Below are 25540 nucleotides of genomic sequence, written 5' to 3' on the forward strand. Positions count from 1 at the left end.
GTACATGCCCCGCCCCGGTTTCGTCCTCGAAGTCGACCGTTCGACCCCACCGATCCTCACCTGGCACGGTGAGGGGTTCCGCCTGGAGCGCCTGCCCGCGGGGCGTTCCCGGGTGATCTACTCCCCCGAGCCGCTCGACGCGCTCGAGGATCCGGATCAAGCCGTCCGGGACGCGCTGACGAATCCGCTCGGCGACAGCAGCCCGTTACCCGAGCTGCTATTCCCCGGGATGCGGCTGACGATCGCGTTCGACGACATCTCGCTCCCCTTGCCGCCGATGCAGCCGCCGGACAACCGCCAGCGGGTGATCGAAGCGGTGCTCGATATGGCGGCTGCAGCCGGGGTCGACGACGTGGTGCTGATCTGCGCCCTCGCACTCCACCGGCGGATGACCGAGGCCGAGCTCCGTCACGCGATCGGTGACCGGGTGTACGACGCGTTCGCGCCTCACGGGTTGTTGCTGCAGCACGACGCCGAGGACCCCGTTGCGTTGGTGTATCTCGGAGAGACTGACCAGGGCGAGGAAGTCGAGATCAACAAGCGTGCCGCCGAGTCGGACCTTCTCGTCTACGTCAACATCAACCTGGTGGCGATGGACGGCGGGCACAAGAGCGTGGCGACCGGCTTGGCGAGCTACAGGAGCCTCCGCCATCACCACAACGTGAAGACGATGCGGCACAGCCGGTCGTTCATGGATCAGGAGAACTCGGAGCTGCACACCTCCAACTGGAGAATGGGAAGGCTGATTGCTCAGTCGGGGGTGAAGGTCTTCCAGATAGAGACGACGCTGAACAACGACGCTTTCCCGTCGCAGATGGCCTTCCTGCAAAAGCGTGAATGGGAATGGTCAGCTCGCGATCGGGGGCTCTACGTCGCGACGACGCGGAGTTTGTCGATCGCGCCGCCGCGGGTCGCGCGGGGGATCTTCCAGTCGATCAAGGCGCCCCACCAGATGACCGGCGTTCACGCGGGTGAGGTGGAGGCGGTTCACCGGGCGACGACGGAGATGGTCTACCGCCAGCAGATGGTGCACGTCGAAGGGCAAACCGACATCGCGGTGTTCGGCTTGCCGCACCTCTGCCCCTACAACGTGAACTCGATCATGAACCCGATCCTCGTCATGTGCATGGGGCTCGGCTACCTGTTCAACCTGTACCGAGGGAAGCCGCTCGTCCGTAGCGGCGGGGTGGCGATCCTTTCGCACCCGACACCGTGGGCGTTCCATCCGGTGCACCACCCTTCGTACATCGACTTCTTCGAGGAGGTGCTGGCCGACACCACCGACCCGGTGGAGATCGAGAAGACCTACGAGGAGAGGTTCGCGACCGACGAGTGGTACCGGCACCTTTACCGGACCAGCCACGCCTACCACGGGGTCCACCCGTTCTACATGTGGTACTGGGGCGCGCACGCGCTGGAGCATCTGGGGCGGGTGATCATTGTGGGTGGGGAGCCGCGGTCGGTGCGCCGGCTCGGCTTCTCTCCGGCGTCAACGCTGACGGACGCTCTCGAGATGGCTAGCGACGTGGTGGGCCGCGACGCGACCATCACCCACTTCCACTGCCCGCCGATCATGCTGGCGAACGTGCACTAGTGCCCGAGCCAACGCGCCGCGCTACGGAGCTTTCCGGGTCGAGCCGCCCGGACCGGCGCCTTCCTGTCACGCCCGATCTGGTCTCGGCGGTCCGGAGGAGGGTGGGGCGGAGGCCGATGGCGTTTCCGTTTTCGGCGCCGACGTGGCCGGGGGGCATTCCTCGCCCACCGGTCGAGAAGACGCTTGGCGTCGATTACGACAGCGACTGGGCTCGCCGGTACCCGGGGAGGGTGGCCCGGTCCGTAGTGCAGGATCTGGTCGCCGGCCCGCTGGTGCGTGCGGTAGCCCGGCCATCTGTGAGCGGGTTGGATCGGATTGCCCACCTCGACGAGCCGGTCATCTTCGCCGCCAATCACGCCAGCCACGTGGACGCTCCGCTGCTGGTGTCGGTGATCCCCTCACATTGGAGGGACGACCTCTTCGTCGCCGGCGCCGCCGACTATTTCTTCGACACGCGCGTGAAGGCCACGGCTTTCGCGTTTCTTTTGAACGCGGTGCCGATCGAGCGGCGGCGGGTCAGCCGCGACTCGCTCGAACGGGTCGAGGAGCTTCTCGACGACGGGTGGAGCCTGCTGATCTTCCCCGAAGGCGGCCGGAGTGTCGACGGCTGGGGCCAGCCGCACAACGCCGGCGCCGCGTGGCTCGCCTCCCGATCCGGTCGGCCCGTCGTCCCGGTGTACGTGAGCGGGACGAGGGAGATCCTTCCGAAGGGCGGCACCAGGATCCAGCCCGGGCGTACGAGGGTGACCTTTGGCCGGCCCCTGCGTGCCGGAACTGGGGGGCCGCTGCGTGCCGGGGCGGGTGGCTCTGCCGCCGCCCGGGAACTCGCCGGCGAGATGGAGCGGGAGATCTCAGCCCTGGCCGACGAGCAGACGACCGACTGGTGGACCGCCCGCCGGCGGGCAGCGGCGAGAACCACGCCGTCGTTGACCGGGCCCGACGCCGGCGCTTGGCGGAGGTCGTGGGCGCTGGGTGCCAAGGACGGGTCGAAGCGACGCTCCGCTGGCCGGCGGGACACGCGCCGGTGGGCGGCGGACTGATCCGACGGCGGACTGCTTGCCGCGGACTGATTGCCGCGGACTGATTGCCGCGGACTGGGTAGCCGGCCGGGTCAGCGGGTAATGCGGTCCGGAGTCGGGGTTGCCCGAGTCCTCGTTGCCAGTGACTCCCGGTGCGCCCACCACGCGGCGATGCCGGCGAGGCCGATGACGCCGACGTAGCCGAGCAGGCCGGCGACGGCACGGTCGATGCCGTGGCCAAAGTTGGACAGCTCGACTAGCACGTCGAATGCTGCCGCCGTACCTGAGACGATCGCGGCGGCGAGCAGGGCTCCGGGAAGACGCGACCTGAGAGGCCCGGGCTCCGCTGGAGCCAACTCGAAGTGGCGGCCCGCGGCATGGAGAGCCACCGCGAGGACAACTGCGGCCGCCCAAACGAAGTTTCCGGGTGCCAGCAGAAGGAGCACCCGGTCCTGCCCGGTCATCGCCGGCGCATGTTGGAACGCCGTCAGTATCGAGCCGAGCCAGTAGGCAGCCAACGCGAAGAGGAGCGCGGCGGACCCCAGCATCCACGCTGACTCGTCCTTGAGGTGGCCTTCGACAACCCGCGCGACCTTCCGGCCCTTGGTCATCATCGCCACCCCGCCAGGCCCGGCCCTTTCCCACCCCCGGTAGGCACCGTTTTCACGATCGTCGTAGGCGCCGGGCGTGTCCTTCGACGATGCGCCTGGTGGAGGGGGGGGCTCCCCTACTACGGGGAAACCTGCATCGATGTGGTCCGGCCCAGTGACGATGGGTTCAGTCCGGTCCGGCGTGGCGCCTTCGGTCATGTATCAACGATTCCCTCTGCGGCGATCCGGCTAACCGCTCTAGCCTCTTGCCGCCTACCGCGGTGGGACCTCCGTGCCGGGTGGGTAAGTCCGGGCAAGCTCGTCCGCCGTCGGGATCCGGCGCAGCTTCGCCTCGGGGGGCAACAGCTCGGAGATGGCTTCCATGATCTTGTCGGTGTCGGCCTGGAAGTCGGTTCCGCTCAGCCCGCGAACCGGCGGACCGATCCTCACCCTCACCGTCGGCGGGCGGATGATGTTAACGACGTTTGGCACCCTCGACGAGCGCGGCCATACGTGCTCGGTTCCCCAGACGCCCATCGGGATAACGGGCGCACCGGTGCTGGCCGCGAGCCGCGCGGCGCCCGTCTTGCCCTTCAACTTCGGATCGAAGAACTCCTCGCCGCGTGGGATCGTGCCCTGGGGGGCGATGATGAGCACCTCGCCACTCCGAAGCGCGGTTTCGGCCGCTTCATAGGCGGCCTTGCCAGACCGTTTCCTGTCCACGCAGATGGCGCCGGAGGCGCGGATCAGCGTTCCTATGAGGGGAGCGTCGAAGAGCTCCTTCTTGGCCAGGCCCCGCGGGTTCCGTCCCCCCCTGAAGACGCCCATGCCGTAGGCGATTGTGTCGAAGTATGAGCGGTGGTTGGCCGCGACTATCGCCGGTCCGCGGGAAGGGATGTTCTCTGTGCCGGCGATATCGAAGCGGGCGAAGGGCCAGGCGAACTGCGAGAAACCGACCCTCAATACGTCGAGCGGTTCGGCACCGAGAACCTTGGGCACGCCAACCGGGCTGTCGAGGTACAGCACCGGCCAGCGCCGCAGCGTCGCAGCGGCGTGGAGGCGGTAGTCGGGGTTGACGGCGTTCGGGTGTCCCACACCCATGAGAAGCGGGAGGTCGTAAACGCTGTCGGAGTAGGCATAGCTCTCTTTGAGATCGACGCCCGCGGAGGCCGCCCACCGACGGACTGCCTGAAGCTTGCCTTGCGCCCAGACGAAACCGCCATCGATGGTTCCGGTCATTCGCTCGACGCCCTGCGCGCCCGGTTCGGTTCCGTATCTGGTCGCGATGATCTCGTTGAAACCGAGGCGGTGGGCGAACGGCTCCACCAGCTGATAGGGCGTCGTGGTGGCGAGAACGAGAATCCTCCCCGCCGACCGGTGCGATTCCAGAAGCGCCGGCACATATGGCAGAACCTGCCGTTCGAGGGTGTCGGCGGCCGCCTCGGCCGCCTTGGCGACCTCCTCCACGCGCCACCCCTTCGAGGCGAACGCCGCCGCCCGTGCCAGCGCCATCGAGGGGAGCGACTCCCCGAAAACGGCGTACATCCGCATCATCAATCCCTGCCCAGGAAGGGATGAGCGCTGGACCAGCCCCTGCTCGAAAAGGGCGCCGTTGATCGCTGTGGTGCTCGAGGTTCGGAGGAGTGTCCGGTCGAGATCGAAGATTGCCGCGGTTGCGGACATGCGCGCAGATGCTATCCCTGTCAGGAATGGACCTTCGACAGCTTCAGGCGTTGATAGCAATCGCCGACCACGGGAGCTTCTCGAACGCCGCTGCTGCGCTCCACACGGTGCAGTCGAACGTCTCCAGCCACGTGGCTCGGCTCGAGAAGGAGCTGGGCGTCCAGCTTGTCGACCGTCACGGAGGGCAGATAACCGAGGAAGGGCAAGCAGTCGTCGAGCGTGGCCGGCGGGTGCTGGCTGAAATCGACGCGGCGGTCGCCGACGTCGCTGCGCTCCGGGACGAGGTGATCGGCACGGTACGCATCGGCATGATCGGAACCACGGCCCGCTGGCTGGCGCCCTTGCTCCTCGACAGCATGGCCGTTGTCCACCCCAAGGTTCGGCTGGTCCTCGGCGACGGGACGACAGCCATCCTGGAGCCTCATTTGACCTCGGGTTTTCTGGACGCGGCTGTGGTGAACCTCCCTCAGGGCAACCCGGAACTAGTAGAACGGCCGCTTTTCGACGAGGACCTGATCCTCGTGGTCCCGGTTGACCATCCTTTCGCCGGCGCCGGCCACGTCGAACTCTCGCAGCTGGACGGATTCCAACTCCTGCTTCCCGCTCCGGGGACAGCGTTCAGGGAAGAGATCGACGACGCCTGCCGCACGGCAGGCGTCACCCTCGTGCCCCGCGCAGAGCTCGACGGGGTGCGGCTCATGGCGTCGTTGTCGGTGCGCGGCTTCGGGCCGGCCATCCTCCCGGCGACCGGCGCCAGCGAGGGCTTTCATCGATCCGCCAGGGTCAGCGTCGGCGGACTCCGCCGGCGGAGGGTGGGAGTCGTGGTTCGCCGGCGCGGCCGCCCCAGCGCGCCCGCCCGGGCAACACTCGAACTGCTCGAGGATGTGGTCAGGGAGAACCTCGACCCCGCCCTCGGACTCCATCCTCCGAGCTCCTAGCACGTACAGTGAGCGTTTCAGCACTTGACGTGGCGGGTAAAGTTTGACTTCAGCGGCCTTCGCGCGCAGTTCAAGCGAAGCCCTTGCCAGCGATTGCCGAAATTCGAAACAGGAGTTGAAATGCGCTTGAAGGTCGTGAAGTTGAAGGTCGCCGCGCTCGCCGGGAGTGGCGTTCTCGTGCTCGGCGGAGGGGCGGCAGCCGCTTCAGGGATCGTTTCCGCCTCGGACTCCCATAGCAACAATCCCGGGTCTGGCATCGTAAGTTCGCTGCGAGCGGCGGATCTGAGCGAATCGGCGTCCGACGCCGAGAACGAGTCGACCACCACGTCGACATCGAGCACGACCTCGACCACGACGACCGCCCCCAATCACGACGTCGAAAAGCCGCAAACTCCGCTGAGCGCCGGCCCCGCGACCGCGGCCGATGACGACAGCCAGACCGACAACGACAACCAGGGCGCCGAGACCGACACCGACACGGATAACGAGGGCACTGAGGCCGCTGAAGCACCAGAAACCGAAACGCCGACAACCGAGGCGCCGGAGACCGATAAGCCCGAGACCGAGACACCGGAACACGCAGCGCCGACTTCCACAACTTCGACCGCCGGGGACTCGCACGAGACCGAGCAACCGGAGAGCGGGACGAGCGGCTCCGGCTCCCGAGGAGACTGACCGCTAAACGGCCGGCCACCGCCGCCGGCCGACTCTGATTCCGCCGGCGGAGTCGATTGGTCCGATCAGGTCAGGCCTGTCACCCTGAGGCGGCCGGCGTTTTTCTGGGACATTTGGGTTCTGTGAGACAGGCGACGCTCGATGGGGTGGCCGTTTGTACCGCAGATGCGATTTGCACCGGAAAACTCGGAACGAACTAACACGAAACTGGTCGAAAACGCGCGCCGGTCCAAACCGCTCGCCGATCCCCCGATCCCCCGATCCCCCGCCGATCCCTGGATCCCCCGAACCCCCGCCCCGGGGGCTACAGCCGACTAACCCGCCCGGAGCTGGCGCAGCACGTACTGGAGAATGCCGCCGTGGCGGTAGTACTGCGCCTCCTTGGGCGTGTCGATCCGCAGCACCACCGAGAACTCGCGACCGTCGGCCTTCACCGACAGCTCCTTCGGCAGGGAGGCATCGTCGGCCAGTCCCTCGAGGCCGGTGATGTCGATGACCTCCTCTCCCGTGAGGCCGAGCGACTCGACCGTGTCGCCTGGCTGGAACTGGAGGGGCAGAACGCCCATACCGACGAGGTTCGACCGGTGGATCCGCTCGAAGCTTTCCGCCAGCACGGCCCGGACGCCGAGGAGGTAGGTCCCTTTCGCCGCCCAGTCGCGGGAGGATCCCGACCCGTACTCCTTGCCCGCGAGGATCACCAAAGGAATCCCGTCCGCTTCGTAGCGCTTGGACGCGTCGTAGATCGACATCTGCTCGCCTTCGGGGAGATGTCTGGTCACACCTCCTTCGGTGCCGGGTGCCAGTTGGTTGCGCAGCCGGATGTTGGCGAAGGTCCCGCGGATCATGACTTCGTGATTGCCCCGGCGAGAGCCGTACGAGTTGAAGTCAGAGGGGTCCACTCCCCCGTCGATCAACCACCGGCCGGCGGGGCCGTCCCGCCGGATGTTTCCCGCCGGCGAGATGTGGTCGGTGGTGATGCTGTCGCCGAGCTTCGCGAGGACCCGGGCGCCGCGAACGTCCGACAAGGGCGCCGGCTCGAGAGCCATCCCGTCGAAGTAGGGCGGGCGGCGAACGTAGGTCGAAGTCGAGTCCCACTCGTATGCGTGGCCGGTCGGGACATCCAAACCACGCCACCGGTCGTCTCCGTCGAACACCGAGTCGTAGGACTCGCTGAACATCTTTGACTCGATCGACGAGTCGACCACCGCTGCTACTTCTTGCGCGCTCGGCCAGATGTCCCGTAGGTACACGGGATCGCCGGCGGAATCCGACCCCAAAGGCGACTTGATCAGGTCGACGTCCATAGTCCCGGCAAGCGCGTAGGCGACGACCAGCGGAGGCGAAGCGAGGTAGTTCATCCGGACGTCCGGACTGATACGCCCTTCGAAGTTCCGGTTCCCGGACAACACCGAAACCACCGCGAGATCCCCGTCCGCAACAGCCTGAGAGATCTCTGGCAGGAGAGGCCCGCTATTGCCGATGCAGGTGGTGCATCCATAGCCGACCAGGTCGAAGCCGAGCTTCTCCAGGTAAGGGATCAGGCCGGCGCGGTCGTAGTAGTCCATGACCACCTTCGAGCCCGGCGCCAAGGTCGTCTTCACCCAAGGCTTGGCCGAAAGCCCTTTCTCCACGGCCTTTTTCGCCAGCAATCCAGCGGCGACCATCACCGAAGGGTTCGACGTGTTGGTGCACGACGTGATGGCTGCGATGACGACGTGACCGTGATCGACGTCGAACTTGGTCCCGTCGGAAAGCGTGACGGGCATCGGGTTCGAGGGCGGCGCTCCTCCCCCACTTTTTCCGAGCGACTTGCCGACAGAAGCGCGGTAACCGCTCTGCGCCTCGTCCAGCCGCACCCGGTCCTGCGGCCGGGCAGGACCTGCCAGAGACGGAACGACGGTCGAAAGATCGAGGCTGAGCTTCTCCGAGTACTGGGGCTCTTGCGAGGGGTCGTGCCACAGGCCCTGCTCCTTGGCATAGGCCTCCACCAGCGCGATGCGACCCTGCGGGCGTCCAGTCATCTCCAGGTAACGGAGGGTCTCCCTGTCGATCGGGAAGATCGCGCAGGTCGAGCCGTACTCCGGGGACATGTTCCCGATCGTCGCCCGGTTGGCGAGCGGGACCGACGCGACACCGTCGCCGTAGAACTCGACGAACTTGCCGACCACGCCGTGCTTGCGCAGCATCTCGGTCACGGTCAGAACCAGGTCGGTCGCCGTCGACCCCTCAGGTAGGGATCCGGTCAGCTGGAACCCCACCACCCGCGGGATCAGCATCGACACCGGCTGGCCGAGCATCGCCGCTTCGGCCTCGATGCCACCGACTCCCCAGCCGAGAACCCCGAGCCCGTTGATCATCGTGGTGTGCGAGTCGGTGCCGAGAAGGGTGTCTGGGTACGCCGTGCCGTCCTCGGCGAAAACCACCCGGGCGAGATATTCGAGGTTCACCTGGTGACATATACCGGTGTTCGGGGGCACCACTTTTAGGGTCTCGAACGCGCCCTGGCCCCAGCGCAAAAACCTGTATCTCTCCTCGTTGCGCTGGAATTCCAGCTCCGCGTTCTTCTTGAACGCGTCGGGAACGCCGTATACGTCCGCGATGATCGAGTGGTCGATGACCAGCTCCGCGGGGATGAGCGGATTGACCTTCGCCGGGTCGCCGCCGAGCTCCGACATCGCCTCCCGCATGGCGGCGAGGTCGACGACGGCCGGCACCCCGGTGAAGTCCTGCATCAGGATTCGGGCCGGCGCAAAGGCGATCTCGGTGTCCGGCTCCGCGGAAGGATCCCAGCTGCCAAGCGCTTCGATGTCCCCGCGGGAGACGGTGAGGTCGTCTTCGTGGCGGAGCATGTTTTCCAGGAGGATCTTGAGCGAGTAGGGCAAACGCGCCGAACCTTCGACAGCGTCGAGCCGGAAGATCTCGTAGGTGGTCCCGCCTACCGATAGGTTTGCCCGAGCCCCGAAGCTGTTGCGGCTGCTACTCGCCATCGCACGTCTCCTGTGTTCGTATTCCGCTTGACTCGGGCTCAGTCTGTCGCAAGCCGCCCTACTAGGAAAAAAGGGCGGGGCCCCGCCGGTATTTCCGATTTTGCGTGATTTGGGACGCGTGCGCTCAAGAAATAGAAAGCAGGAGCCGTGACTTACAGGTCGAATTCTTCCCCCAGCGAGGCGCTTCATCTATCCTTTGCGCCGTTCGTGCCACTTGGGCCACTTTGAAGTGAAAGGCTGGGGAGCTAAAAAATGAATCAGCGAATGGGGCGGTTTGCTGGACTCGCGGGCGCAAGCGCGCTCATGTTGTCAGCGCTTACGTTTGGAGGGGGGTCAGCGTCGGCGACACCTGTGGGGGCAGTGCCGTTCAGCCAGGCCGTTTTCAATGGCTACGCGACCGGTGACGAGCTTCACCTCGGGATCCCTGTGCTCGACCAACTCCTTGGGTCGACCGGAGTCAGCGTCAGCGCCCTCGACCAGGGGCTGTCGTCAGCTTCGACGTCGACTGCAGGTTTGACATCCAACCTGACGTCTGAGCTCGGGACGCTGGTGCAACCCGCGCAGTCGTCGTCTGTTAAGGCCTTCAACTTGGGCCAGGGACTCGCGCTCAACCTCGGGCAAGTGGGCAGCACCGTCAATTCCGTGCTGGCCAACCTCAAGCAATCCTTGCTGCCGGCGATCTCAATCGCGCCACCGGACCTGCCAGCGTCGGTGACTCAGCTCCTCGACCTCCCCCTCGAACCGCTGCTGCACGCGGGACTAATCCAGGGCGAGGCACAGGCAGCTTGGCCGGGCGCGGCCTGCCCGACCGGGAACATTTCATATGGACTCGGAAATCTCGCGACGGCCAGTGTCCTGCCAGGACTGCCGGCGATCACTTCGCTGCCGTCGCTCACTTCCGCGGGGGTTTCGACTCTCCCGCTGCTCAGCACCGCGGGGTCCGGGGGACAGGCGGTGGCGCAAACCAAGTCACTCACCAGCCTGGTTTCCAACGGTTCGGACGGGAGCTACGGCATCCAGACCCAGGCCCAGGACATCATCGCTCCACTGACTGTCAACCTGGCCGGGATCGCGACGCTCAAGGTTGGTGTCCACGCCGCTAACGGCAACCTCGATCCCGTCACGCTGACGGCTACGACAAGTGGCGAGAAGAGCGTTCCGGCATCGCTGAACCTGTCGACTGACGACATCCTCGACGTGACGCTGTCGGCACTCGGTCAAAACGTCTCCCTGGTCCACCTTCCGCTATCCACCGTCGGGGCCAACGGGGTCGACATCCCGCTGACCTTCAAGGGGATCGTCAACGGTCTGGCCAGCCTGGACGTGCCCAACGTGCTGATTTCCACGCTGAACCAGGTCATCAGTGGTTTGAACCAGCTCGCGAGCTCAACGCCGGTCAGCAGCGCTATCCAGACGATCACTGGTCTGATCCAAAACCAGCTGACCCCCGCCCTTACTCAGGTCGGCACCACACTGAGCGACACGATCACTCAGGTCGTCCAGACGCCGACGGTGCAGCAACTGCTGAACTTCATCCAGGGAACTGTCAACCTGAATCTCGGAGACCTCCGCGTCGATGTGAAGCCGCACGCCATCGGCAATCCGAGTGCACCTGCGGTGGCGTCGGCCGACGGCACACAGGCCTCAGGCGCTCTCGACCTGCTTAACCTCCATCTGGGATTGCAGGGCAGCTCGATCAACATCGGTGGCCAAACCATCCCTGCCAACCTCATCCCGGGGGTCAGCCAGGCAATCACTATCCCGTCAATCCTCGACATCCCGTTGTCGACGCCTCTGACGGACAAGATCGCCAACCCGGTGCTCGGGCATCTCGAGGCGTCCTCGACGCTGCAGAACCCGATCGCCTGCACGGTGGCACAAACCACTACGACGCCCCAGCAGGCTGCGCCGGCACCCCCGGCCCCTCACCAGCCCGCGCTTCCCTTCACCGGTGGTCCCGGTGGTCTGTGGCAGCCGGCTACCGGTGTGGCGCTCCTCGGCATCGGCGGTGGGGCTCTCGCCCTGGTCCGCAGGCTGCGGAGGAAGTCCGGCATATAAAGCTGGTTTGACTCAACTAGCAGTTATCTAACGGAACCCCCGCCGGCATCTCCGGCGGGGGTTCTGTCATAAGCAATGACACTGTCCCGCACGGGGCGCCAACCCCGTGCTCCTCCGGAGCGTGGGGTCCCCACCCTCACGCCCGGCCGTTAGCCTGCACCGTGTCATGGAGCCGACTCGCCCCCTAGCCGTCAACCAATATCGAGACGTCCGCGGAGGAGATCTCCGAGCCGAAGACATCGGGCGCAACGTCCTTCTGGCCGGGTGGCTCGCGGCAAAGCGGGACCACGGCGGCCTTCTGTTCATCGACTTGCGCGACGCGGGCGGCATCGAAGCAGGCGGCATCGTCCAGCTGGTCGTGCACCCCGACGTGCCGGCGTTCGAGACTCTCAGCAGCCTGCGCGTGGAGAGCGTGGTCAGTGTCCGTGGCGAGGTAGCTGCAAGGCCGCGCGAGACCGTCAATCCCAAACTGTCGACCGGTGAGATCGAAGTAGTGGCCGGCGAAGTCGAAGTCCTGTCCCGGGCCGACGTTCTGCCTTTCCCCGTGGAGCGCGACACCGAAGTAGGCGAGGAGGCACGGCTGCGGTACCGCTATCTCGACATGCGCCGGGGACCGGTGACCGAACGACTCGCCGCGCGGGCCAGGTTGGCCCAAGTGGTTCGGAGTCACCTCACCTCCAGGGGATTTCTCGAGATCCAGACCCCCGTCCTGACCGCGTCTTCTCCCGAAGGAGCGAGGGACTTCTTGGTTCCCAGCCGCCTCTACGCGGGCGAGTTCTACGCCCTCCCTCAGGCACCTCAACAGTTCAAGCAGATCTTGATGGTCGGCGGAGTCGAGCGCTACTTCCAGATCGCCCCCTGCTTCAGGGATGAGGCGAGCCGCGCCGACCGCAGCCCGGGCGAGTTCTACCAGATCGACCTCGAGATAGCCTTCGCCACCCAGGAAGACGTGTTCCAGGAGGTCGAGCTTCTTATGGGACGGATCGTCTCCGAATGCTCGTCGAAGAAGGCGCCGGACACGTTCCCGCGTTTGCGTTTCAGAGAGGCACTGGAACGGTACGGAACCGATAAGCCCGACATTCGATTCGGGCTGGAAATCGCCGACGTGACCGCCGACCTGGGCGGCAAGACCGAACTCCCGCTCTTCGCGCAGGCCCCCGAGAAGGGACACTCGATCCGTGTGCTGCTCGCGCCCAGCGCAGCCTCACGGTCGCGGAAATGGTTCGACGCCTTCGCTGACTCCGCACGAAAACAAGGCGTCAACGGAGCCTGGCTCCAGCTCGACCCCGAAGGCAACCGTGGTTCCCTCGCCAGCAAGCTGACCGCGGAGGAAGCAACGGTCCTCGCGGTTGCGGTCGAAGCCGGTCCGGGCGACGCGATTCTGTGCGCCATCGGTCCCCCGATCGCGGCGTCGATGACCCTCGGCGAGCAGAGGACGGCTCTCGGCAGGGAACTCTCCCTAGGCGACCCCGATGTGATGTCGTTCTGCTGGGTCGTCGACTTCCCGATGTACGAGCCCAACGAGGAAACGGGCGGGTGGGACTTCTCGCACAATCCGTTTTCGATGCCGCAGGGAGGCTTGGAGGCGCTCCAGACTGACGACCCCGGGGACATCCTTGCCTACCAGTACGACCTCGTGTGCAACGGGGTCGAGCTTTCATCCGGAGCGGTGCGAAACCACCTCCCTGAAGTGATGGAGGCCGCGTTCGCGATCGCCGGTTACGGGCCTGAGCGGATCCGCGAGTCGTTCCCGGCCCTCTGGAATGCCTTCCACTACGGACCTCCGCCGCACGCCGGCATCGCCCCAGGCTTTGATCGCCTCCTCATGCTTCTCGAGGACCAGGCGAACCTGAGGGAGGTCATCGCGTTCCCCCTGAACCAGACCGCGCGCGACCTCCTCATGGGCGCGCCGAGCCCGGTTTCCGAGACGCAGCTGAAGGAGCTGCACCTGCGAGTCGTGCCGCCGGCGGAATAGGCATTAACCCACCAAGGAAAAAGGACACCGGTTCCGCGGTTGCAGCCCGCTGCTAACGTGCACCTGGGTCTCGTTCGTTTCGGGGCTTTGGACCCGCCCCCGCTGACACGTTCAATGAAGCGGAGGTGGATCCGGTGTATGACTGGCAGGAGCTTGCGCGCAACGCGCTCGAGGCGCTGGGCGGTCACGTTCAGAGGCAGGGTTGCCCGACCTGGTTGCGGATATTCGAGGATCCGGAGGAAGACTCTGGGCTGCGGCTGGAAGCCGACGACGACTCTCTCGGGTTCTTCGGTTGGGTGGCTCCAGAAGCCTGCTTGGCGGTCGGCGTCGTCGCGACCGGCCGCGCAACGGTTTCGGGAGAACAGTCGACATCCGTAACAGGCGAATCCGGCACATGTGAGTCGGATGCGTTGTCCACTCGCGTCAACGATGCAGGCGGGGTCCTCCCCCTCCGCATCGCTTGTGTGGTCTCGCGCTCGGGGGGTCTCGGTTGGTGGATGGAGCTTCCTGACGGGACCCGCCGTTCAGACCCGCCACGTGCGGGGCGGTTGCTCGACGTTCTCTTCCGCTGCCTCGGCTTGCCGACTTCGCCACCAGAGGTGCCGGCTTCGGAGATCCACTCGGCCGCATGGCTCGCATCGGTGATCGAAGGCGGTCTTGCTTCGGATCGGCGCCTGACTTGGAGCGACGTCGAGCGACTCCATCCGCTCGCCAGGGTGCTCTCCGGCGATCTCGAACTTCACATCGGGAAGAGCGACGACGGCGACGGAGTGGCGCAGGAAGAGCTAGAGGATCTCCTACGAATCGCAGCTGCGGCGTGCTCCTGGGAAGAGATCCATTTGCAAGCCGTCGAGGGCGAGCTGGACGCGTTCATCGACGCCGATGTGGCCGCCTGGATGGACGAGGGCATGCTCTCGCGCTGGCTCCTGTCGATGATCCCGCCGATCGATCAGCTGCTGGAAGCCGCAAGACCTCTCTTGGTCCCCTCCGCCGCGCGGCGCCTCGCCCACGCGGTGCGGCGCCACACGCCGGCACAACCGGCGCGCTCCTCGACAGGTGGCTGAGCCTTCTTGTGCGCCTCCTATCTATCGGTAGGGATTCGCCGCCCCTGGCAGCAACAACGGCACAGCGTCCGTGCCGGCGTCGACGAAATTGTTGCGAAATCGCTGTCGGCCCGCTGGGGTTTCTCAACCAGCAGCCTTGGAGCACGCTCGGAGTGTCCGCAAGCTGGCGCACAACTCCGGCAATCTAGGAGTTTGCCTTGTTGATCGATTCGATCGGCTCGTGGACACGGGCCCGCTGGTCGTCTTCGCTCATTTCTCCTCTTCCTCGACTTGAATCGAAGAGGCGTCGCGCGGAGATTATGGGGCTTTTTCTGGGACTGGTGGTCCCCTCGGATCGTGAGTTCTATCCGGATTGTCGATTGCGGTGGTGATTTTCTGTCCAGATTTCGGTGCGTGCAGCTTCTTGGCTGCTCAGCGATTTGAGCGCACGGTTTTCTCAAAGGTTGGGACCAACAAAAGTCTGAACGATCGGTCAACCAGTCAGCGCGACTCTCCGAAGAGCGGGTGCGTGTCTGGTCACAAGTCATGAAGCCCCGTTCTTCTCCGAGCAGACGCTCAAGTTCGATGTCCGGGACGCGCACTCTCCGACCGAGTCGGATGACGCGCAGCCGCTGATTGTCAGACAGGACGATCTGATCACAATCAAGGTGACTGTAGAGAGTGTCGGGATGGCAGCCGAGGATCGCTGCGGCCTCTGCGACTGACCGGGTTCGGCGCATTGGATGGACAGCGAAACCGTTAAGAGCGAACCGTCAATGCGCTGTGCACTTGGGTTAGCAGATCATTCGTTCGTTTCAGCTCGGCGAGGAGGGCGTCGAGACGGTCGTTGGTCTCTCCCTGCCCCTTCTTCGCCTGGTTGAGGATCTGCGATTCAGTGCCAATGCCCATCCCCCGAGGATGGCAGGGAGGGCGCACCTAGCTGGGGTTGAGGCTGTCGAGGACGTGCGGGTCGCGGTCAGGGGCTGTACGAAAGTCTGATTCTTGAGGCGCGCTCAGGCGGGCAGAGGTACTTTCCGCTGGGGGCAGTGCGCTCCGCTAGTAACAGGGAACGACGACCGGTGCAGCTCACGCCGATCGCTAACGACTCACGGAGGGCAAATCATGCGAATCAAATCCCTGGTGGCCGGGCCGCTCATGGGTGTCGTCGTAACGGCGTTCGTCGCCGTGAGTGCCTATGCCACCCTACCGGTGACGAACGCAATCGCCGAGACCCACGCCAACTGTGCAACGTTCGACAACAGCGGGAATATCACCAGCGTCACACCGAACTGCAGCGAGACGAACCACTTCACTTCACCGCCGATGACGTTCACCGCACTCGATCCGTGCACGAGCACCCTCGTGACGGTCACGATCAACGACGACCACTCGGTGTTCCACATCACCGTCAACGGCGCAGGCGATGTATGGATTACCGGCACCGACGGAGGCACAGTCACGGTCTCCGGTCCGCCAGACGGAAGCGGTACCTGGATCACGTGGTTCGGATCTTCTCTCAATAACAAGTCGGCCGTGTTCCACAGCACCTTCAACCAACACATACGACTCTCAGACGGGACGTCGGCCGACTTCCACGACACCGCACATACAACGTTCACGCCGAACGGTCCGGGGGTCTCCTTCGACAAGCCCGACATGGCCTTCAACTGCGGCTGAGCCGAGATCACGCCGGGTGTTCGGAAGGGTCTGTTCTGCACTGACCCTGACCAGGTCGAAGCCCTTCGGTCGTTGACTGGAAGCCGTCCGTTAATTGATGTCATGAAGAAGCGCTGCGCTGCTTCTGCGTGATCCGGTCCGGTGGTGCGGGCTGGGGCGCCGAGCGGTGCGAGGGGTTTTTTCGTGGCTAGGTCTGTTGTGAATCGCCAGGGTTCCTTCCATCGACGGAATCCGAGGCTGCGAGGCACACTCGGGTTTCCACACCAACCCGGAAACGGAAGGAGACCCTGGTGGAACAGCTGCAACGGTATGTCGGTATTGATTTGCATCGCCGCCGGTAAGTGATTGTCCGGATGAATGACGCCGGCGAGGTGCTTGGCGCTGCCCTATGCTCCGGTGTTCGGCTGCGTAAGCGCAGGTCAAGCCGGTGGGCGCAGAGGGAGTCGAACCCCCGACCTCATGCGCGTCATGCGACCCCCAACTACAAATGGCTGTCAGACCGAAGAAAGAAAGTCCAGCTAAACGGGGGTATCGAGGCTCCGGGCCGTTAAGCCTTGTGAGTCCGTGTCAATCCGCTTGGCTGCCAGTTTGGCTGCCAGGCAGAGGGTGCAAAGGGCGGCTTGACGCCTTTTTATGAACTGGGCTGATCGTCGTCCTCTAGGTCTTCCTCCAAATCATCTTCTGGAATGAGGACCGCCGAGTAGTAGATGAACTTGCCGTCCGCTGGATTGCGCGTGCTCGGAATCCCCAAGCGATCATTGACCCGTTGCATCTTGAGGTTATTCCTGTGGACCTCCGACAGAACCTTCGTCGCTCCAGCTTGGGTGCAGTTATCCATGACCTGTCGCTTGAGGTCCTTGCCGATTCCGCGATTTTGCTTCGCGACGGCGACACCCATCGAGATGACATAGCCGAACCCCCGATAGTCCCGCGGGTTGAAGATCACTACCCCGATGACGACTCCATCTTCTACGGCGACCAGGCAGTCCAGTTGAGGTTCATATCCGAGAAGATCTGCCGCATCACGAATCGACTGTTGGGCGCGCTTCGAATAGACGCTCGACGTTGACTTTGCACAACGAAACGCCCGGATGGCGTCTAGATCGTCAGACATCCACCTCCGGACGTCCCAGACGGGCGCCGGATCCCCGGCCAGTTAGCTAGATTGCCCGAGACGGGCGCGTGTAGACCGGGCTTGAGCTCGCCAGCAGTTCCTCGATAGCCGCAATCTGCTCGCGCGACAGGGAGGAGGTGTCAAGTTGTAACTTCCCGTCCTTACCTGGCCTACGCACTAGCTCAACCTCCATGGGCCACCTATCGGCACAAGCGATACGGCTACTGTACCCCATTTCCGAAACCGACTGTCTTCGGGGTACCCCGAAGATGGTACAAGAAACGCCAAACGGGTTTCATGGTTTTTGATCGTCGAGGGTGTCAAGGAGTTGGCGGAGCTGGGCGACGATCTCCCGGTAGCGGCGGGTCTCCGCCTTGGAGGTCTGTAGCTCCTCGACAAGTCCTAGCGCAGCGTCCTTGGTCAAGGGCCCGACGCTTTTTCCTTTAGCGCGGGATCTGGAGAAGCAAAAAGGGCCGTTTCTGGGCGCTCCGAGATAGCTGGCCGCTCCTCAACTTACCTGGCGTGCATGAGATCACACGTGCTCTGACCTGCGTGTTTGTCACTCGCTCGTGCTCTGGCAGCCAACTTGGCAGCCAACGCTCTGGTCTGCAGCTCGCGTGAGCGGCTTGTGTAAAGCGTCTTTCGCGCATCGATCGGTGGATGCGGCGTGGCTTCCGCATACTGGGCAGGTTGTCGGCCAGAGGACGGTGGGTTGCGACTGGTGCCCGGCACTGGTTCCGTTCCCACCCTGTAAGGGTGGTGGGAACCGATGGAAACCAGTAGTGGTGCCCAGTGGTGCAGAACCAGTGGGAACCGGTCAGAGTGTTTGGGCATCTTCCGGTCCTTCCGCTCTGTAGAGACGGCTGTTACGCGGTCCGTTGCGGACAGCGATACGTCCCGCGTCGACGAGTTGTTCGGCGGCAACCGAGACCGTGGCCTTGCGGTACGACTGACCACGCGCCTTGAGCTTGTCGGTCACGGCGTTAGTCGATAGCTCGGCGCCGGGGGCCTCTTCGAGAAGTTCGAGGATGGCGTCGGCGCAACGTGTCGGCCCGTGCCAGGGTTGCTCGTCCCGGTCGATAGCGGTTGGGGTCCACGGGAAGACCCCGCCACGAGGTCACGGTCATCCCGGGCCGATCCAAGGTCAACGATTAGAAGACGATCGAGCAATACGAGCGGATGCTGCGGGTCCACATCCGGCCCGCGCTCGGCTCGGTCAAACTGGCCGATCTGACCGCCGAACAGGTCGACGACTTCCTCGCCGCCCGGTCCCATCTAGCGAAGACTTATGTCGGGCGAATGCGCTCGTTCCTGATCGCCGGGCTCGACCACGCGACGAAGCGCAACAAGGTCGCCCGGCACGTCGCGGTCCTGTCGACCATGCCGAAGTTCAAGGAGAAGGTCGAGCGCCAGCCGATGACCCCCGATCAGGTCGCCGCGTTCGAGACGGCCGCCCGCGGTGAGCGCCTCGAGGCGCTGTTCGTAGTCGCCTTCGACAGCGGGCTCCGCCCCGGTGAAATGACCGGACTCACCCTGGCCGACCTTGACCTCGACGACAGGCCGCCGACCATGAACCTGTCTGGTGCGATCCACCTCAAGCCGCGCCGACGGCAGGACGCCAAGGAGGGCGAGAGCCCCTACAAGGGCTACGAGGTCGTCAGGGGCAAGGTGAAGAAGTCGACCAACCCGAACCGGACTATCGAGCTCTCCCCCGCTGCCGCCGGGGCACTGAAGGCGCACAAGGCACGCCAAGCGGTTGAGCGGCTCAAGTCACAGCTATGGCAGGACCATGGCCTCGTTTTCTGCACTGAGGTCGGGACGCCCATCGACCCAGGCAACCTGCGCCGGACGTTCGACCGGATCGCCAAGAAGGCGGGACTCGGCCACGTCTTCCCCTACGCCATCCGGCACACGACCTCCAGCCTGCTCCTCGACTCCGGGGCCAGCGTCGAGGAGGTAGCCGACCTGTTCGGCGATGACCCGATCACCCTCTACCGGCACTACAGGCATCGGGTGAAGAAGGTCGCCTCAGCGGGGACCCGGATGCGTGGCCTCCTGTCTGCCACGCCTCCGGAACTGACTGCCGAAGGTATCTGACCCTAGACCTTCACGACTTCCGCCTCAGCGACCCACCGGGCGAACAGACTGAGGGCAGCTAGTTCTTCGAGAGCGCGCTGTTCGTCCAGGTGCAGATCGTGGGTCGCCAGATTGCGTATTGCAGCGAGGCATCCCATCCCAATGAACCGGGCACCGTTGTGGACGTTCTTCCAAGAATCAGAACCTTCGGAGTAGCCAGGGATCCGGAGCCGATGTTTCCCGGCCGCGGGCGGTTCGAGGTCGAAAGCCTGGTTTATGAGGTCCAGCGGCTTGCCGTCTGTCTCCAGCTTCGCCGGAAGGTGCGAGTCGAAGAGGGCTGTCGCTGCTCGTTGGACCGCCTCACGGTGATGACCGTCAGACCAGAGATCGACCGCGGCGTTCCAAACCCACGGGTGGAGGTCTTTCGCCGCCAGCCCAGGTCCCTTAGGGGTGAATATCGCGTCCGCGTCAGCTTCCCCCTGAAGGATGCCGACCATCTCATCCAAGACGGCGATTTTCGGTTTGTGAGGCCAGCCGCGCGTATTGCTTAGGCGGATGCGGGTCTTGAGCCTGTCGTCGAGGGTCGTCGCAATCCGCTCAATAACAGGGAGCTTCTGGTTAATGAGCTGTTCCTGAACTTTCCATTCCTGGGTCTCGAAGTAGTACAACGGCGCGCCCGCACTTGTCGCCCGAGTCCCGTGCCTCTCATAGATCCCTTCGCTGCCCAGCAAGAGCGCTTGGAAGTGGCGAACTTGTTGGAGTGCCAACTCCGCATCGAGGTCTAACGGCATGTCGGTCGCTCATCCGTTTGGCTGCCAGTTTGGCTGCCAGGCTCAGCCATCTGCCCCGTTCCTGTTCGTCTCTCAAGGTGAATCCGCAGGTCAAAGCCGGTGGGCGCAGAGGGAGTCGAACCCCCGACCTCATGCGCGTCATGCATGCGCTCTAACCAGCTGAGCTATGCGCCCGGGTGCGGACGAGCACCCTACCACGACCCTGCCGACCCGCCCTTTCGATGTCGGCGATCTAGCTTGTGCGCCGTGAACGTCGTGGCGGCGCTGCCGTCGTTGCTTCCGGCATACATTCCCAGCCCGTCGACGAGCGGCGTGAGCATCGGCCCGGTTCGCCTCCATCTCTACGGGGTGATGATCGCGATCGGCATCGCGGCCGCGGTCTGGCTTTCACAGCGGCGGTGGGAAGCGATAGGCGGAAAGGGCGGGACGATGTCGACCCTCGCCCTTTGGGGCGTACCGGGTGGTTTGATCGGCTCCCGCGTCTACAGCCTGGCCACGAGCTGGCAGGTGGACACTCAAGGGCATTGGTACCGAGCGTTCGAGATATGGCGCGGTGGTCTGGGGATCTGGGGCGGAGTGATCGGCGGAGTTGCCCTCGGCGTCGTGGGCGCGCGCCGTCACCGGCTACCGATCCCGCCCCTGCTGGACTGCGTCGCTCCGGCCCTTGCACTCGCCCAGGCCATCGGCCGGTGGGGCAACTACTTCAACCAGGAGCTCTACGGGCGACCTTCGAGCCTCCCGTGGGCAGTAAGGATCGACAATCCGCCGGCGAAGTACCTAGGCCATCACACCTTCCAGCCGACGTTCCTCTACGAGTCGATCTGGGACTTGATCGTCGTCGGGTTGGTGATCTGGATCGAGCGTCGGTTCCGGATCAGGCGCGGGTACCTGATCCTCGCCTACGCCGCGTCCTACACGTTTGGCCGGTTCTTCACGGAGTACCTGCGGATCGACACGGCGCACCGTTTTCTGGGGCTCCGGCTCAACGATTGGACGAGCATCGTCGTCTTCGCCGCCTCGGTGGCAGCGCTGCTCAGGTGGGGGCGCGCCAGACCTGGAGAGGACCGCGCGGGCGACCCGCTTCCCCGGACGCTCACCGAAGGGACCGAGATTGACTCGCGGAAGCCTGCGCCCCCGGCGATGCACGAGGGCAGCGACGTAGAGAGCGTCACGCCGGCCGCGGGCCTACGTAGTAAGCCCGAGACCTGAATCTCGACGGGTCGGCGTACTCCTCCAGCGCGTGCGCCAGCCACCCTGCGATCTTCGCCAGCGTGGCGATCGCCTGCCCCGACTCCGGCGGCATGCCCGCGCAGAACGAGAGCGCCCCGAGACCCAGGTCGACGTTTGGCGGCGGGAAACCGCGTTCGGAAGCGATCGCCAGCACCCGATCGACGACTTCATGCTTCTCGGCCGGTCCCCCGACCTCGCCGAGTCTGGACAACAGCTCGGCGCCCCTCGGATCCCCGTCCGGATACAGCGGCATCCCGAAGCCGTGTGGGACACTTCCCGTGCGCCGAAGCCTCTCCCCAACTGCGCGCTCGGGTCCCACTTCGAGGCAGTCCTCGAGCATCGCCTCCACTTCGCTCGGTGCTCCTGTGCTTCCCGCCGCCCAGCTCCCGCTGGCCGGACCGAGGCCCGTCGAAACCACCGCGTAAGCATCGGCCCGGAACGAGGCTGCCACCCGGGCCGCCATGGTCGAAGGGGCCAGTTCATGGTCCGCCGAAAGCACCAGAGCCGCGTCGAGCAGCGACACTCTCGAACCGGTTGGCGGGAGGTCGCTCAAGCATTCCCATGTCCGCCCGGCGATCGACCTCCTTTCCGCCGGCGAAGAATCCCGACTCCGTCCTTCCCGCCCCCGAGCATCGAGGGTCTCGCTGAGCAAAGCGATCAGACCCCGGCCGATCACCGGAACCGCCGCCGGGCTGAGATCGTGACGGAAGTCGTCGCTCAGGGCGGCGACGACGACCGCGATGGCGAAACGCTCCAAAGGTCGCGCTCCCTCGTGTGCCCCACGCAAGGCGGCCTCAACCGCTGCGCGGGCGGCCGGGGGGGTCAGCCACGGCTCGACTCGCTCACCATCGGCGGGAGGCTGCGGCCATTGACCGTTCCACAGCCACGAAGCCACCTCCTCGAAGGTTCGCTGCCTGCTCAGTTCGACCGCGTCCAGACCACGAAAGTAGAAACGCCCGTCCTGTATGAGCGTGAGCTGGGTGACGAAGAGTGGTTCGCTCGGTTGGGTCTCAGCGGGGATCGTCGTTCGAAACCCCGAGGGCCCCTTCGACCTCGGGGCATCCGACCGGGTCCGGCCGGACCGGGACAGTCGTGCGACGTCGCGGGGATCGAAAGTGCTCGCCTTTCCGTCTTTCTGCCTCTCCAGGAGGCCACGACTCACATAGGCATACAGGGTCGCCGGCTTCACTCCGAGCAGGTCCGCTGCCTCGGCCGCCGTGAACCGCCCATTGATCATTAATCAATCTTGATCTATATAACGGGTGAGATCAAGATGTATTCATGGAAACAGGTTTTGAAGAAGGATCCGGCCCGACGAAGGTCCCCGCCGGGTTGAAGGGCGTTCAGGTCACCGACACCGAGATCGGCGACGTCCGGGGATCCGAGGGCTTCTACCACTACCGGCAGTATTCGGCGGTCGAGCTCGCCGAGAAACGTTCACTCGAGGACGTCTGGCAACTCCTGCTCGACGGGTCGTTGCCTTCTGATCAGTCGGAGAGCGAGAACTTCCTCGCACTGGTCCGCTCCAACCAGAGCCTGCCCGGCGCAATGGCCTCACAGCTCCCGGGGATTGTCGCGGCCGGGCCTGCCGCCAACCCCCTGGATTCGCTGCGCACCGGCTTGTCCCTGCTCGGATCCGCGTGGGCCCTGCGACCGATATGGGACCTGACGGAGAACGAGATCCGCGGAGACCTGATCCGGATCGCAGCCGCTACCCCGACGATCGTCGCCGCGGCCCACCGTCTGTCTAAAGGGCTCGATCCGGTCGACCCCGACCCGAGCCTGTCACACGCAGCCAATTACCTGTACATGCTCACGGGAGAAACGCCGGAGCCCGACGCCGCCAGGGCCCTCGAGCAGTACCTGATCCTGACGGTGGACCACGGGTTCAACTCCTCTACCTTCACCGCTCGGGTGATTGCGTCCACCGGGGCGGACGTCGCGGCGGCCGTCGTCGGTGCCGTCGGCGCCCTGTCGGGTCCGCTTCACGGCGGTGCGCCGAGCCGGGCGCTGGACACCATTCATGCCATAGGGACCCCCGAGCGCGCCGAGGAGTACATCCGAGGACTGCTCGGGCGCGGAGAGCGGATCATGGGCTTCGGCCACGCGGTGTACAGGACGGAAGACCCCCGCTCGGCGATGCTTCGCGGCGTGGCGCAGCGCCTCGGGGGCGGCCTCGTAGACCTGGCGGTTCAGGTCGAAAAGACCGTGCTGGAGGTCCTCGCCGAGACCAAGCCGGAGAGGCCGCTGTACACCAACGTCGAGTATTACGCGGGTGTAGTGATGGACCGTTGCGGCCTTCCGGAGGAGATGTTCACCCCCACCTTTGCGGTCAGCCGGGTCATCGGATGGTCCGCCAACATCGCCGAACAGGCAAGAGAGCGAAAGCTGATCCGGCCGTCCGCTCGTTATGTCGGTCCGCCGCCGCCAGCACCTGTTCCGCCCGCGATCTGAGCTCGCCAGCGTGATGAAACGGCTTCCTTATGCCGGCTGGCGTTCAGCGACCAGCTTCCCGTAGCGCTCGAGCACCTCCATCACCTTTGTTTCGGGGGCCGCCGGCAACCGGAAGACGCACTCGGTGACGCCGATCTCCTCGAAGTGGTCCAGCTTCCCGTGGTCCGGAAGCGATCCGAACGGGACGATTTCCAGTCCCGACGGGTCTCGGCCGGCACCGGACACGGCCTCACGCAGCCGGGGAATCGCCTCGGTCAAACCGGCGCCGCCGATCGGGATCCATCCCTGAGCGAACTCCGCGACATGCGCGAACAACGACGGACCCGCCGCCCCGCCGACTAGCACTGGCAGCGGACGTTGCCGCGGCTTCGGCCACGACCAGGTTCCCGGGAAGCGCACGTACTCGCCGTCGAAGGAGGCGACGTCGTCTTCCCATAAGGCTCTCATCGCGAGAAGATGCTCCCGGGCGTGAGCTCGCCGGTTAGGCGCATGCACCCCGTGGTCCTCCATCTCGTCCACGTTCCAGCCGTAGCCGATCCCGAGCCGGAAACGGCCGCCGCTCTGCCAGTCGATCGTGGCCGCTGCTTTAGCGGTGACGATCGGGTCTCTCTGGGCTACGAGCGCGATGCCGGTTCCGACGGTGAGGCTGCGGGTGACGACCGCGGCAGCGCTCAGAGCAACGAAGGGGTCGAGCGACCTGCGGTACTCCTCCGGCAGGGGCTCCCCCGCCGGCGCTGGGGTACGTCTGCTGATGGGTATGTGGGTGTGCTCCGGCACCCACAGAGAGTGGAATCCTCTCTCCTCCGCTGCCCTGGCGAGGGTCAGCGCGTCGATGGTCTGGTCGGTGAGGAATATGGTCACCCCGTAGCGCACGGGGGCACCTTACGACGGGGCGCCTGGCGGAGTTGTGCCCGGCGGAGTTGTGCCTGGCGGAGTTGTGACGGGCTACTGGAGTTCGGCGGGCCCGAAGCCGGGATCACCCGGCCCGCCCGAACCTCCGAAACCCCCGCCCCAAATCGCACCGGTAGAGCCCGCAGGAGGATTGGTTGTGGTTCCGTTCGAACCGCCGCTCCCGCCGGCGCCCTTCTTCCCTTCGCCGAAGCCGAAGCCAGAACGGCTCGACTGCACCTTGGTGAGGTCGACGATGTTCACTGCGGTATCGCTGCCGTTCTGCTGGGTTGCCAAGAGCCGCACTTCGTCGCCCTTGGCGACTGAACCGATGCCTCCCGCCTGGGCATCGACGACTGTCGACGGGACCACCTTGTAGGTATGGCTGTAAGTCCCGCTGGCGACAGTGATCGAACCGCTGCTCACGTCCGACACGCTGCCGGACTGGAACTCGACCGTCTTCAGCGTGCCGTCAGGCTGTTGAATGGTCGCCTGACCGTAGAGAACCCGGCCTCCTCCGATCCCGGGTATGCCGAAGCCGGCACCGCCGAATCGGAGACCGCGGTGGGCCTTGGGGGGCCCGTCGGGCGTCGAAGACGGTGTGCTCGTCGAGGGAGAGGTGGCGGCTGCCGGTGTCGCCTGGGACGATCCCCCGGAGGTTGCCGCGTAGGCGAACCCGGTGCCACCTAGGGCCACCGCGGCGGCGATGCCGCCGGCCAGGGCGAGCTTGGGGAATCGGCGTGGCGGG

22 protein-coding genes and 1 tRNA gene are annotated in these 25540 nt (G+C 65.1%); 11 read left to right on the plus strand and 12 right to left on the minus strand.

The genetic code is table 11. The annotated features are described in order from the left end of the window. The first annotated feature begins 4 nt into the window (after window positions 1–4). Both VFZ97_11245 and VFZ97_11250 read left to right on the plus strand, forming a co-directional pair. Entirely contained in the window at window positions 5–1594 is a 1590-nt protein-coding gene (locus tag VFZ97_11245; GenBank protein ID HEX6394010.1) for a lactate racemase domain-containing protein, read from the plus strand. Then, entirely contained in the window at window positions 1594–2634 is a 1041-nt protein-coding gene (locus tag VFZ97_11250; protein ID HEX6394011.1) for a lysophospholipid acyltransferase family protein, read from the plus strand. Before VFZ97_11245 ends, VFZ97_11250 begins: the two co-directional genes overlap by 1 nt. Window positions 2635–2705: 71 nt before the next feature. On the opposite strand, the gene VFZ97_11255 is transcribed toward VFZ97_11250, so the two are convergent. Both VFZ97_11255 and VFZ97_11260 read right to left on the minus strand, forming a co-directional pair. Next, a complete protein-coding gene (locus tag VFZ97_11255; protein ID HEX6394012.1) occupies window positions 2706–3422 on the minus strand; it encodes a hypothetical protein in 717 nt (238 codons plus the stop codon). Between the two features lie 54 nt (window positions 3423–3476). Continuing rightward, a complete protein-coding gene (locus VFZ97_11260; GenBank protein ID HEX6394013.1) occupies window positions 3477–4886 on the minus strand; it encodes an HAD-IB family hydrolase in 1410 nt (469 codons plus the stop codon). Between the two features lie 26 nt (window positions 4887–4912). Between VFZ97_11260 and VFZ97_11265 the strand changes: the two genes are divergently transcribed. Further along, window positions 4913–5824 (plus strand): LysR family transcriptional regulator, encoded by a 912-nt coding sequence (locus tag VFZ97_11265; GenBank protein ID HEX6394014.1) that lies wholly within the window; start codon window positions 4913–4915, stop codon window positions 5822–5824. Between the two features lie 120 nt (window positions 5825–5944). Further along, window positions 5945–6499 carry a hypothetical protein gene (locus VFZ97_11270; protein HEX6394015.1) on the plus strand — a complete coding sequence of 185 codons (555 nt, stop codon included), beginning with the start codon at window positions 5945–5947 and terminating at the stop codon, window positions 6497–6499. Window positions 6500–6813: 314 nt separating this feature from the next. Here VFZ97_11270 and acnA read toward each other — a convergent pair whose 3' ends face one another. Continuing rightward, window positions 6814–9486 (minus strand): aconitate hydratase AcnA, encoded by a 2673-nt coding sequence (gene acnA, locus VFZ97_11275; protein HEX6394016.1) that lies wholly within the window; start codon window positions 9484–9486, stop codon window positions 6814–6816. A gap of 252 nt (window positions 9487–9738) precedes the next feature. Between acnA and VFZ97_11280 the strand changes: the two genes are divergently transcribed. From VFZ97_11280 to VFZ97_11290, 3 genes are all read left to right on the plus strand, one after another. Beyond that, window positions 9739–11544 (plus strand): hypothetical protein, encoded by a 1806-nt coding sequence (locus VFZ97_11280; GenBank protein HEX6394017.1) that lies wholly within the window; start codon window positions 9739–9741, stop codon window positions 11542–11544. A 166-nt stretch (window positions 11545–11710) separates the two neighbouring features. Beyond that, complete coding sequence (gene aspS / locus VFZ97_11285; GenBank protein ID HEX6394018.1) at window positions 11711–13519, plus strand: aspartate--tRNA ligase; 1809 nt, start codon at window positions 11711–11713, stop codon at window positions 13517–13519. Window positions 13520–13653: 134 nt separating this feature from the next. Then, complete coding sequence (locus tag VFZ97_11290) at window positions 13654–14583, plus strand: hypothetical protein (protein HEX6394019.1); 930 nt, start codon at window positions 13654–13656, stop codon at window positions 14581–14583. 738 nt (window positions 14584–15321) lie between these two features. On the opposite strand, the gene VFZ97_11295 is transcribed toward VFZ97_11290, so the two are convergent. Next, window positions 15322–15471 carry a hypothetical protein gene (locus VFZ97_11295; protein ID HEX6394020.1) on the minus strand — a complete coding sequence of 50 codons (150 nt, stop codon included), beginning with the start codon at window positions 15469–15471 and terminating at the stop codon, window positions 15322–15324. Window positions 15472–15684: 213 nt separating this feature from the next. Here VFZ97_11295 and VFZ97_11300 point away from each other — a divergent pair, with 213 nt between their 5' ends. Continuing rightward, complete coding sequence (locus VFZ97_11300; GenBank protein ID HEX6394021.1) at window positions 15685–16239, plus strand: hypothetical protein; 555 nt, start codon at window positions 15685–15687, stop codon at window positions 16237–16239. 631 nt (window positions 16240–16870) lie between these two features. Here the strand turns inward: VFZ97_11300 and VFZ97_11305 are convergent. The 3 genes from VFZ97_11305 to VFZ97_11315 form a co-directional block, all read right to left on the minus strand. Next, window positions 16871–17353, minus strand: coding sequence for a GNAT family N-acetyltransferase (locus VFZ97_11305; GenBank protein ID HEX6394022.1), 483 nt, complete (start codon window positions 17351–17353; stop codon window positions 16871–16873). A 295-nt stretch (window positions 17354–17648) separates the two neighbouring features. Beyond that, window positions 17649–17777, minus strand: coding sequence for a hypothetical protein (locus tag VFZ97_11310; protein HEX6394023.1), 129 nt, complete (start codon window positions 17775–17777; stop codon window positions 17649–17651). Window positions 17778–18170: 393 nt separating this feature from the next. Continuing rightward, entirely contained in the window at window positions 18171–18332 is a 162-nt protein-coding gene (locus tag VFZ97_11315) for a hypothetical protein (GenBank protein HEX6394024.1), read from the minus strand. Window positions 18333–18514: 182 nt separating this feature from the next. Between VFZ97_11315 and VFZ97_11320 the strand changes: the two genes are divergently transcribed. Then, window positions 18515–19450: a tyrosine-type recombinase/integrase gene (locus VFZ97_11320; protein ID HEX6394025.1), complete on the plus strand. Its 936-nt coding sequence runs from the start codon at window positions 18515–18517 to the stop codon at window positions 19448–19450. 2 nt (window positions 19451–19452) lie between these two features. Here the strand turns inward: VFZ97_11320 and VFZ97_11325 are convergent, their stop codons facing one another. Both VFZ97_11325 and VFZ97_11330 read right to left on the minus strand, forming a co-directional pair. After that, window positions 19453–20220 (minus strand): TIGR02391 family protein, encoded by a 768-nt coding sequence (locus tag VFZ97_11325; protein ID HEX6394026.1) that lies wholly within the window; start codon window positions 20218–20220, stop codon window positions 19453–19455. A gap of 100 nt (window positions 20221–20320) precedes the next feature. Further along, window positions 20321–20394 (minus strand) — tRNA-Val (locus VFZ97_11330). A 72-nt stretch (window positions 20395–20466) separates the two neighbouring features. On the opposite strand from VFZ97_11330, the gene lgt reads away from it, so the two are divergent. Beyond that, window positions 20467–21429, plus strand: coding sequence for a prolipoprotein diacylglyceryl transferase (lgt, locus tag VFZ97_11335; protein HEX6394027.1), 963 nt, complete (start codon window positions 20467–20469; stop codon window positions 21427–21429). Here the strand turns inward: lgt and VFZ97_11340 are convergent. Beyond that, a complete protein-coding gene (locus tag VFZ97_11340; GenBank protein HEX6394028.1) occupies window positions 21389–22687 on the minus strand; it encodes a citrate synthase in 1299 nt (432 codons plus the stop codon). The genes lgt and VFZ97_11340 overlap by 41 nt on opposite strands. A 44-nt stretch (window positions 22688–22731) precedes the next feature. On the opposite strand from VFZ97_11340, the gene VFZ97_11345 reads away from it, so the two are divergent. Then, window positions 22732–23904, plus strand: coding sequence for a citrate synthase (locus VFZ97_11345; GenBank protein HEX6394029.1), 1173 nt, complete (start codon window positions 22732–22734; stop codon window positions 23902–23904). 27 nt (window positions 23905–23931) lie between these two features. Here VFZ97_11345 and VFZ97_11350 read toward each other — a convergent pair whose 3' ends face one another. Then, complete coding sequence (locus VFZ97_11350; protein ID HEX6394030.1) at window positions 23932–24777, minus strand: LLM class F420-dependent oxidoreductase; 846 nt, start codon at window positions 24775–24777, stop codon at window positions 23932–23934. 72 nt (window positions 24778–24849) lie between these two features. After that, window positions 24850–25540 (minus strand): hypothetical protein (locus tag VFZ97_11355; protein ID HEX6394031.1); only part of this gene is annotated, 691 nt, incomplete at its 5' end.

The sequence above is a fragment of the Acidimicrobiales bacterium genome, assembly GCA_036378675.1.
Lineage (GTDB): Bacteria > Actinomycetota > Acidimicrobiia > Acidimicrobiales > Palsa-688 > DASUWA01.

Bases quoted from the DNA above. Each gene is read 5' to 3' on its own strand.
- VFZ97_11270 (HEX6394015.1), top strand. From the start codon at position 5,945: ATGCGCTTGAAGGTCGTGAAGTTGAAGGTCGCCGCGCTCGCCGGGAGT.
- VFZ97_11325 (HEX6394026.1), bottom strand. From the start codon at position 20,220: ATGCCGTTAGACCTCGATGCGGAGTTGGCACTCCAACAAGTTCGCCAC.
- VFZ97_11260 (HEX6394013.1), bottom strand. From the start codon at position 4,886: ATGTCCGCAACCGCGGCAATCTTCGATCTCGACCGGACACTCCTCCGA.
- VFZ97_11340 (HEX6394028.1), bottom strand. From the start codon at position 22,687: ATGATCAATGGGCGGTTCACGGCGGCCGAGGCAGCGGACCTGCTCGGA.
- VFZ97_11345 (HEX6394029.1), top strand. From the start codon at position 22,732: ATGGAAACAGGTTTTGAAGAAGGATCCGGCCCGACGAAGGTCCCCGCC.
- VFZ97_11300 (HEX6394021.1), top strand. From the start codon at position 15,685: ATGCGAATCAAATCCCTGGTGGCCGGGCCGCTCATGGGTGTCGTCGTA.
- VFZ97_11255 (HEX6394012.1), bottom strand. From the start codon at position 3,422: ATGACCGAAGGCGCCACGCCGGACCGGACTGAACCCATCGTCACTGGG.
- VFZ97_11265 (HEX6394014.1), top strand. From the start codon at position 4,913: ATGGACCTTCGACAGCTTCAGGCGTTGATAGCAATCGCCGACCACGGG.
- aspS (HEX6394018.1), top strand. From the start codon at position 11,711: ATGGAGCCGACTCGCCCCCTAGCCGTCAACCAATATCGAGACGTCCGC.
- VFZ97_11245 (HEX6394010.1), top strand. From the start codon at position 5: ATGCCCCGCCCCGGTTTCGTCCTCGAAGTCGACCGTTCGACCCCACCG.
- VFZ97_11295 (HEX6394020.1), bottom strand. From the start codon at position 15,471: ATGGGCATTGGCACTGAATCGCAGATCCTCAACCAGGCGAAGAAGGGG.
- VFZ97_11305 (HEX6394022.1), bottom strand. From the start codon at position 17,353: ATGTCTGACGATCTAGACGCCATCCGGGCGTTTCGTTGTGCAAAGTCA.
- VFZ97_11280 (HEX6394017.1), top strand. From the start codon at position 9,739: ATGAATCAGCGAATGGGGCGGTTTGCTGGACTCGCGGGCGCAAGCGCG.
- acnA (HEX6394016.1), bottom strand. From the start codon at position 9,486: ATGGCGAGTAGCAGCCGCAACAGCTTCGGGGCTCGGGCAAACCTATCG.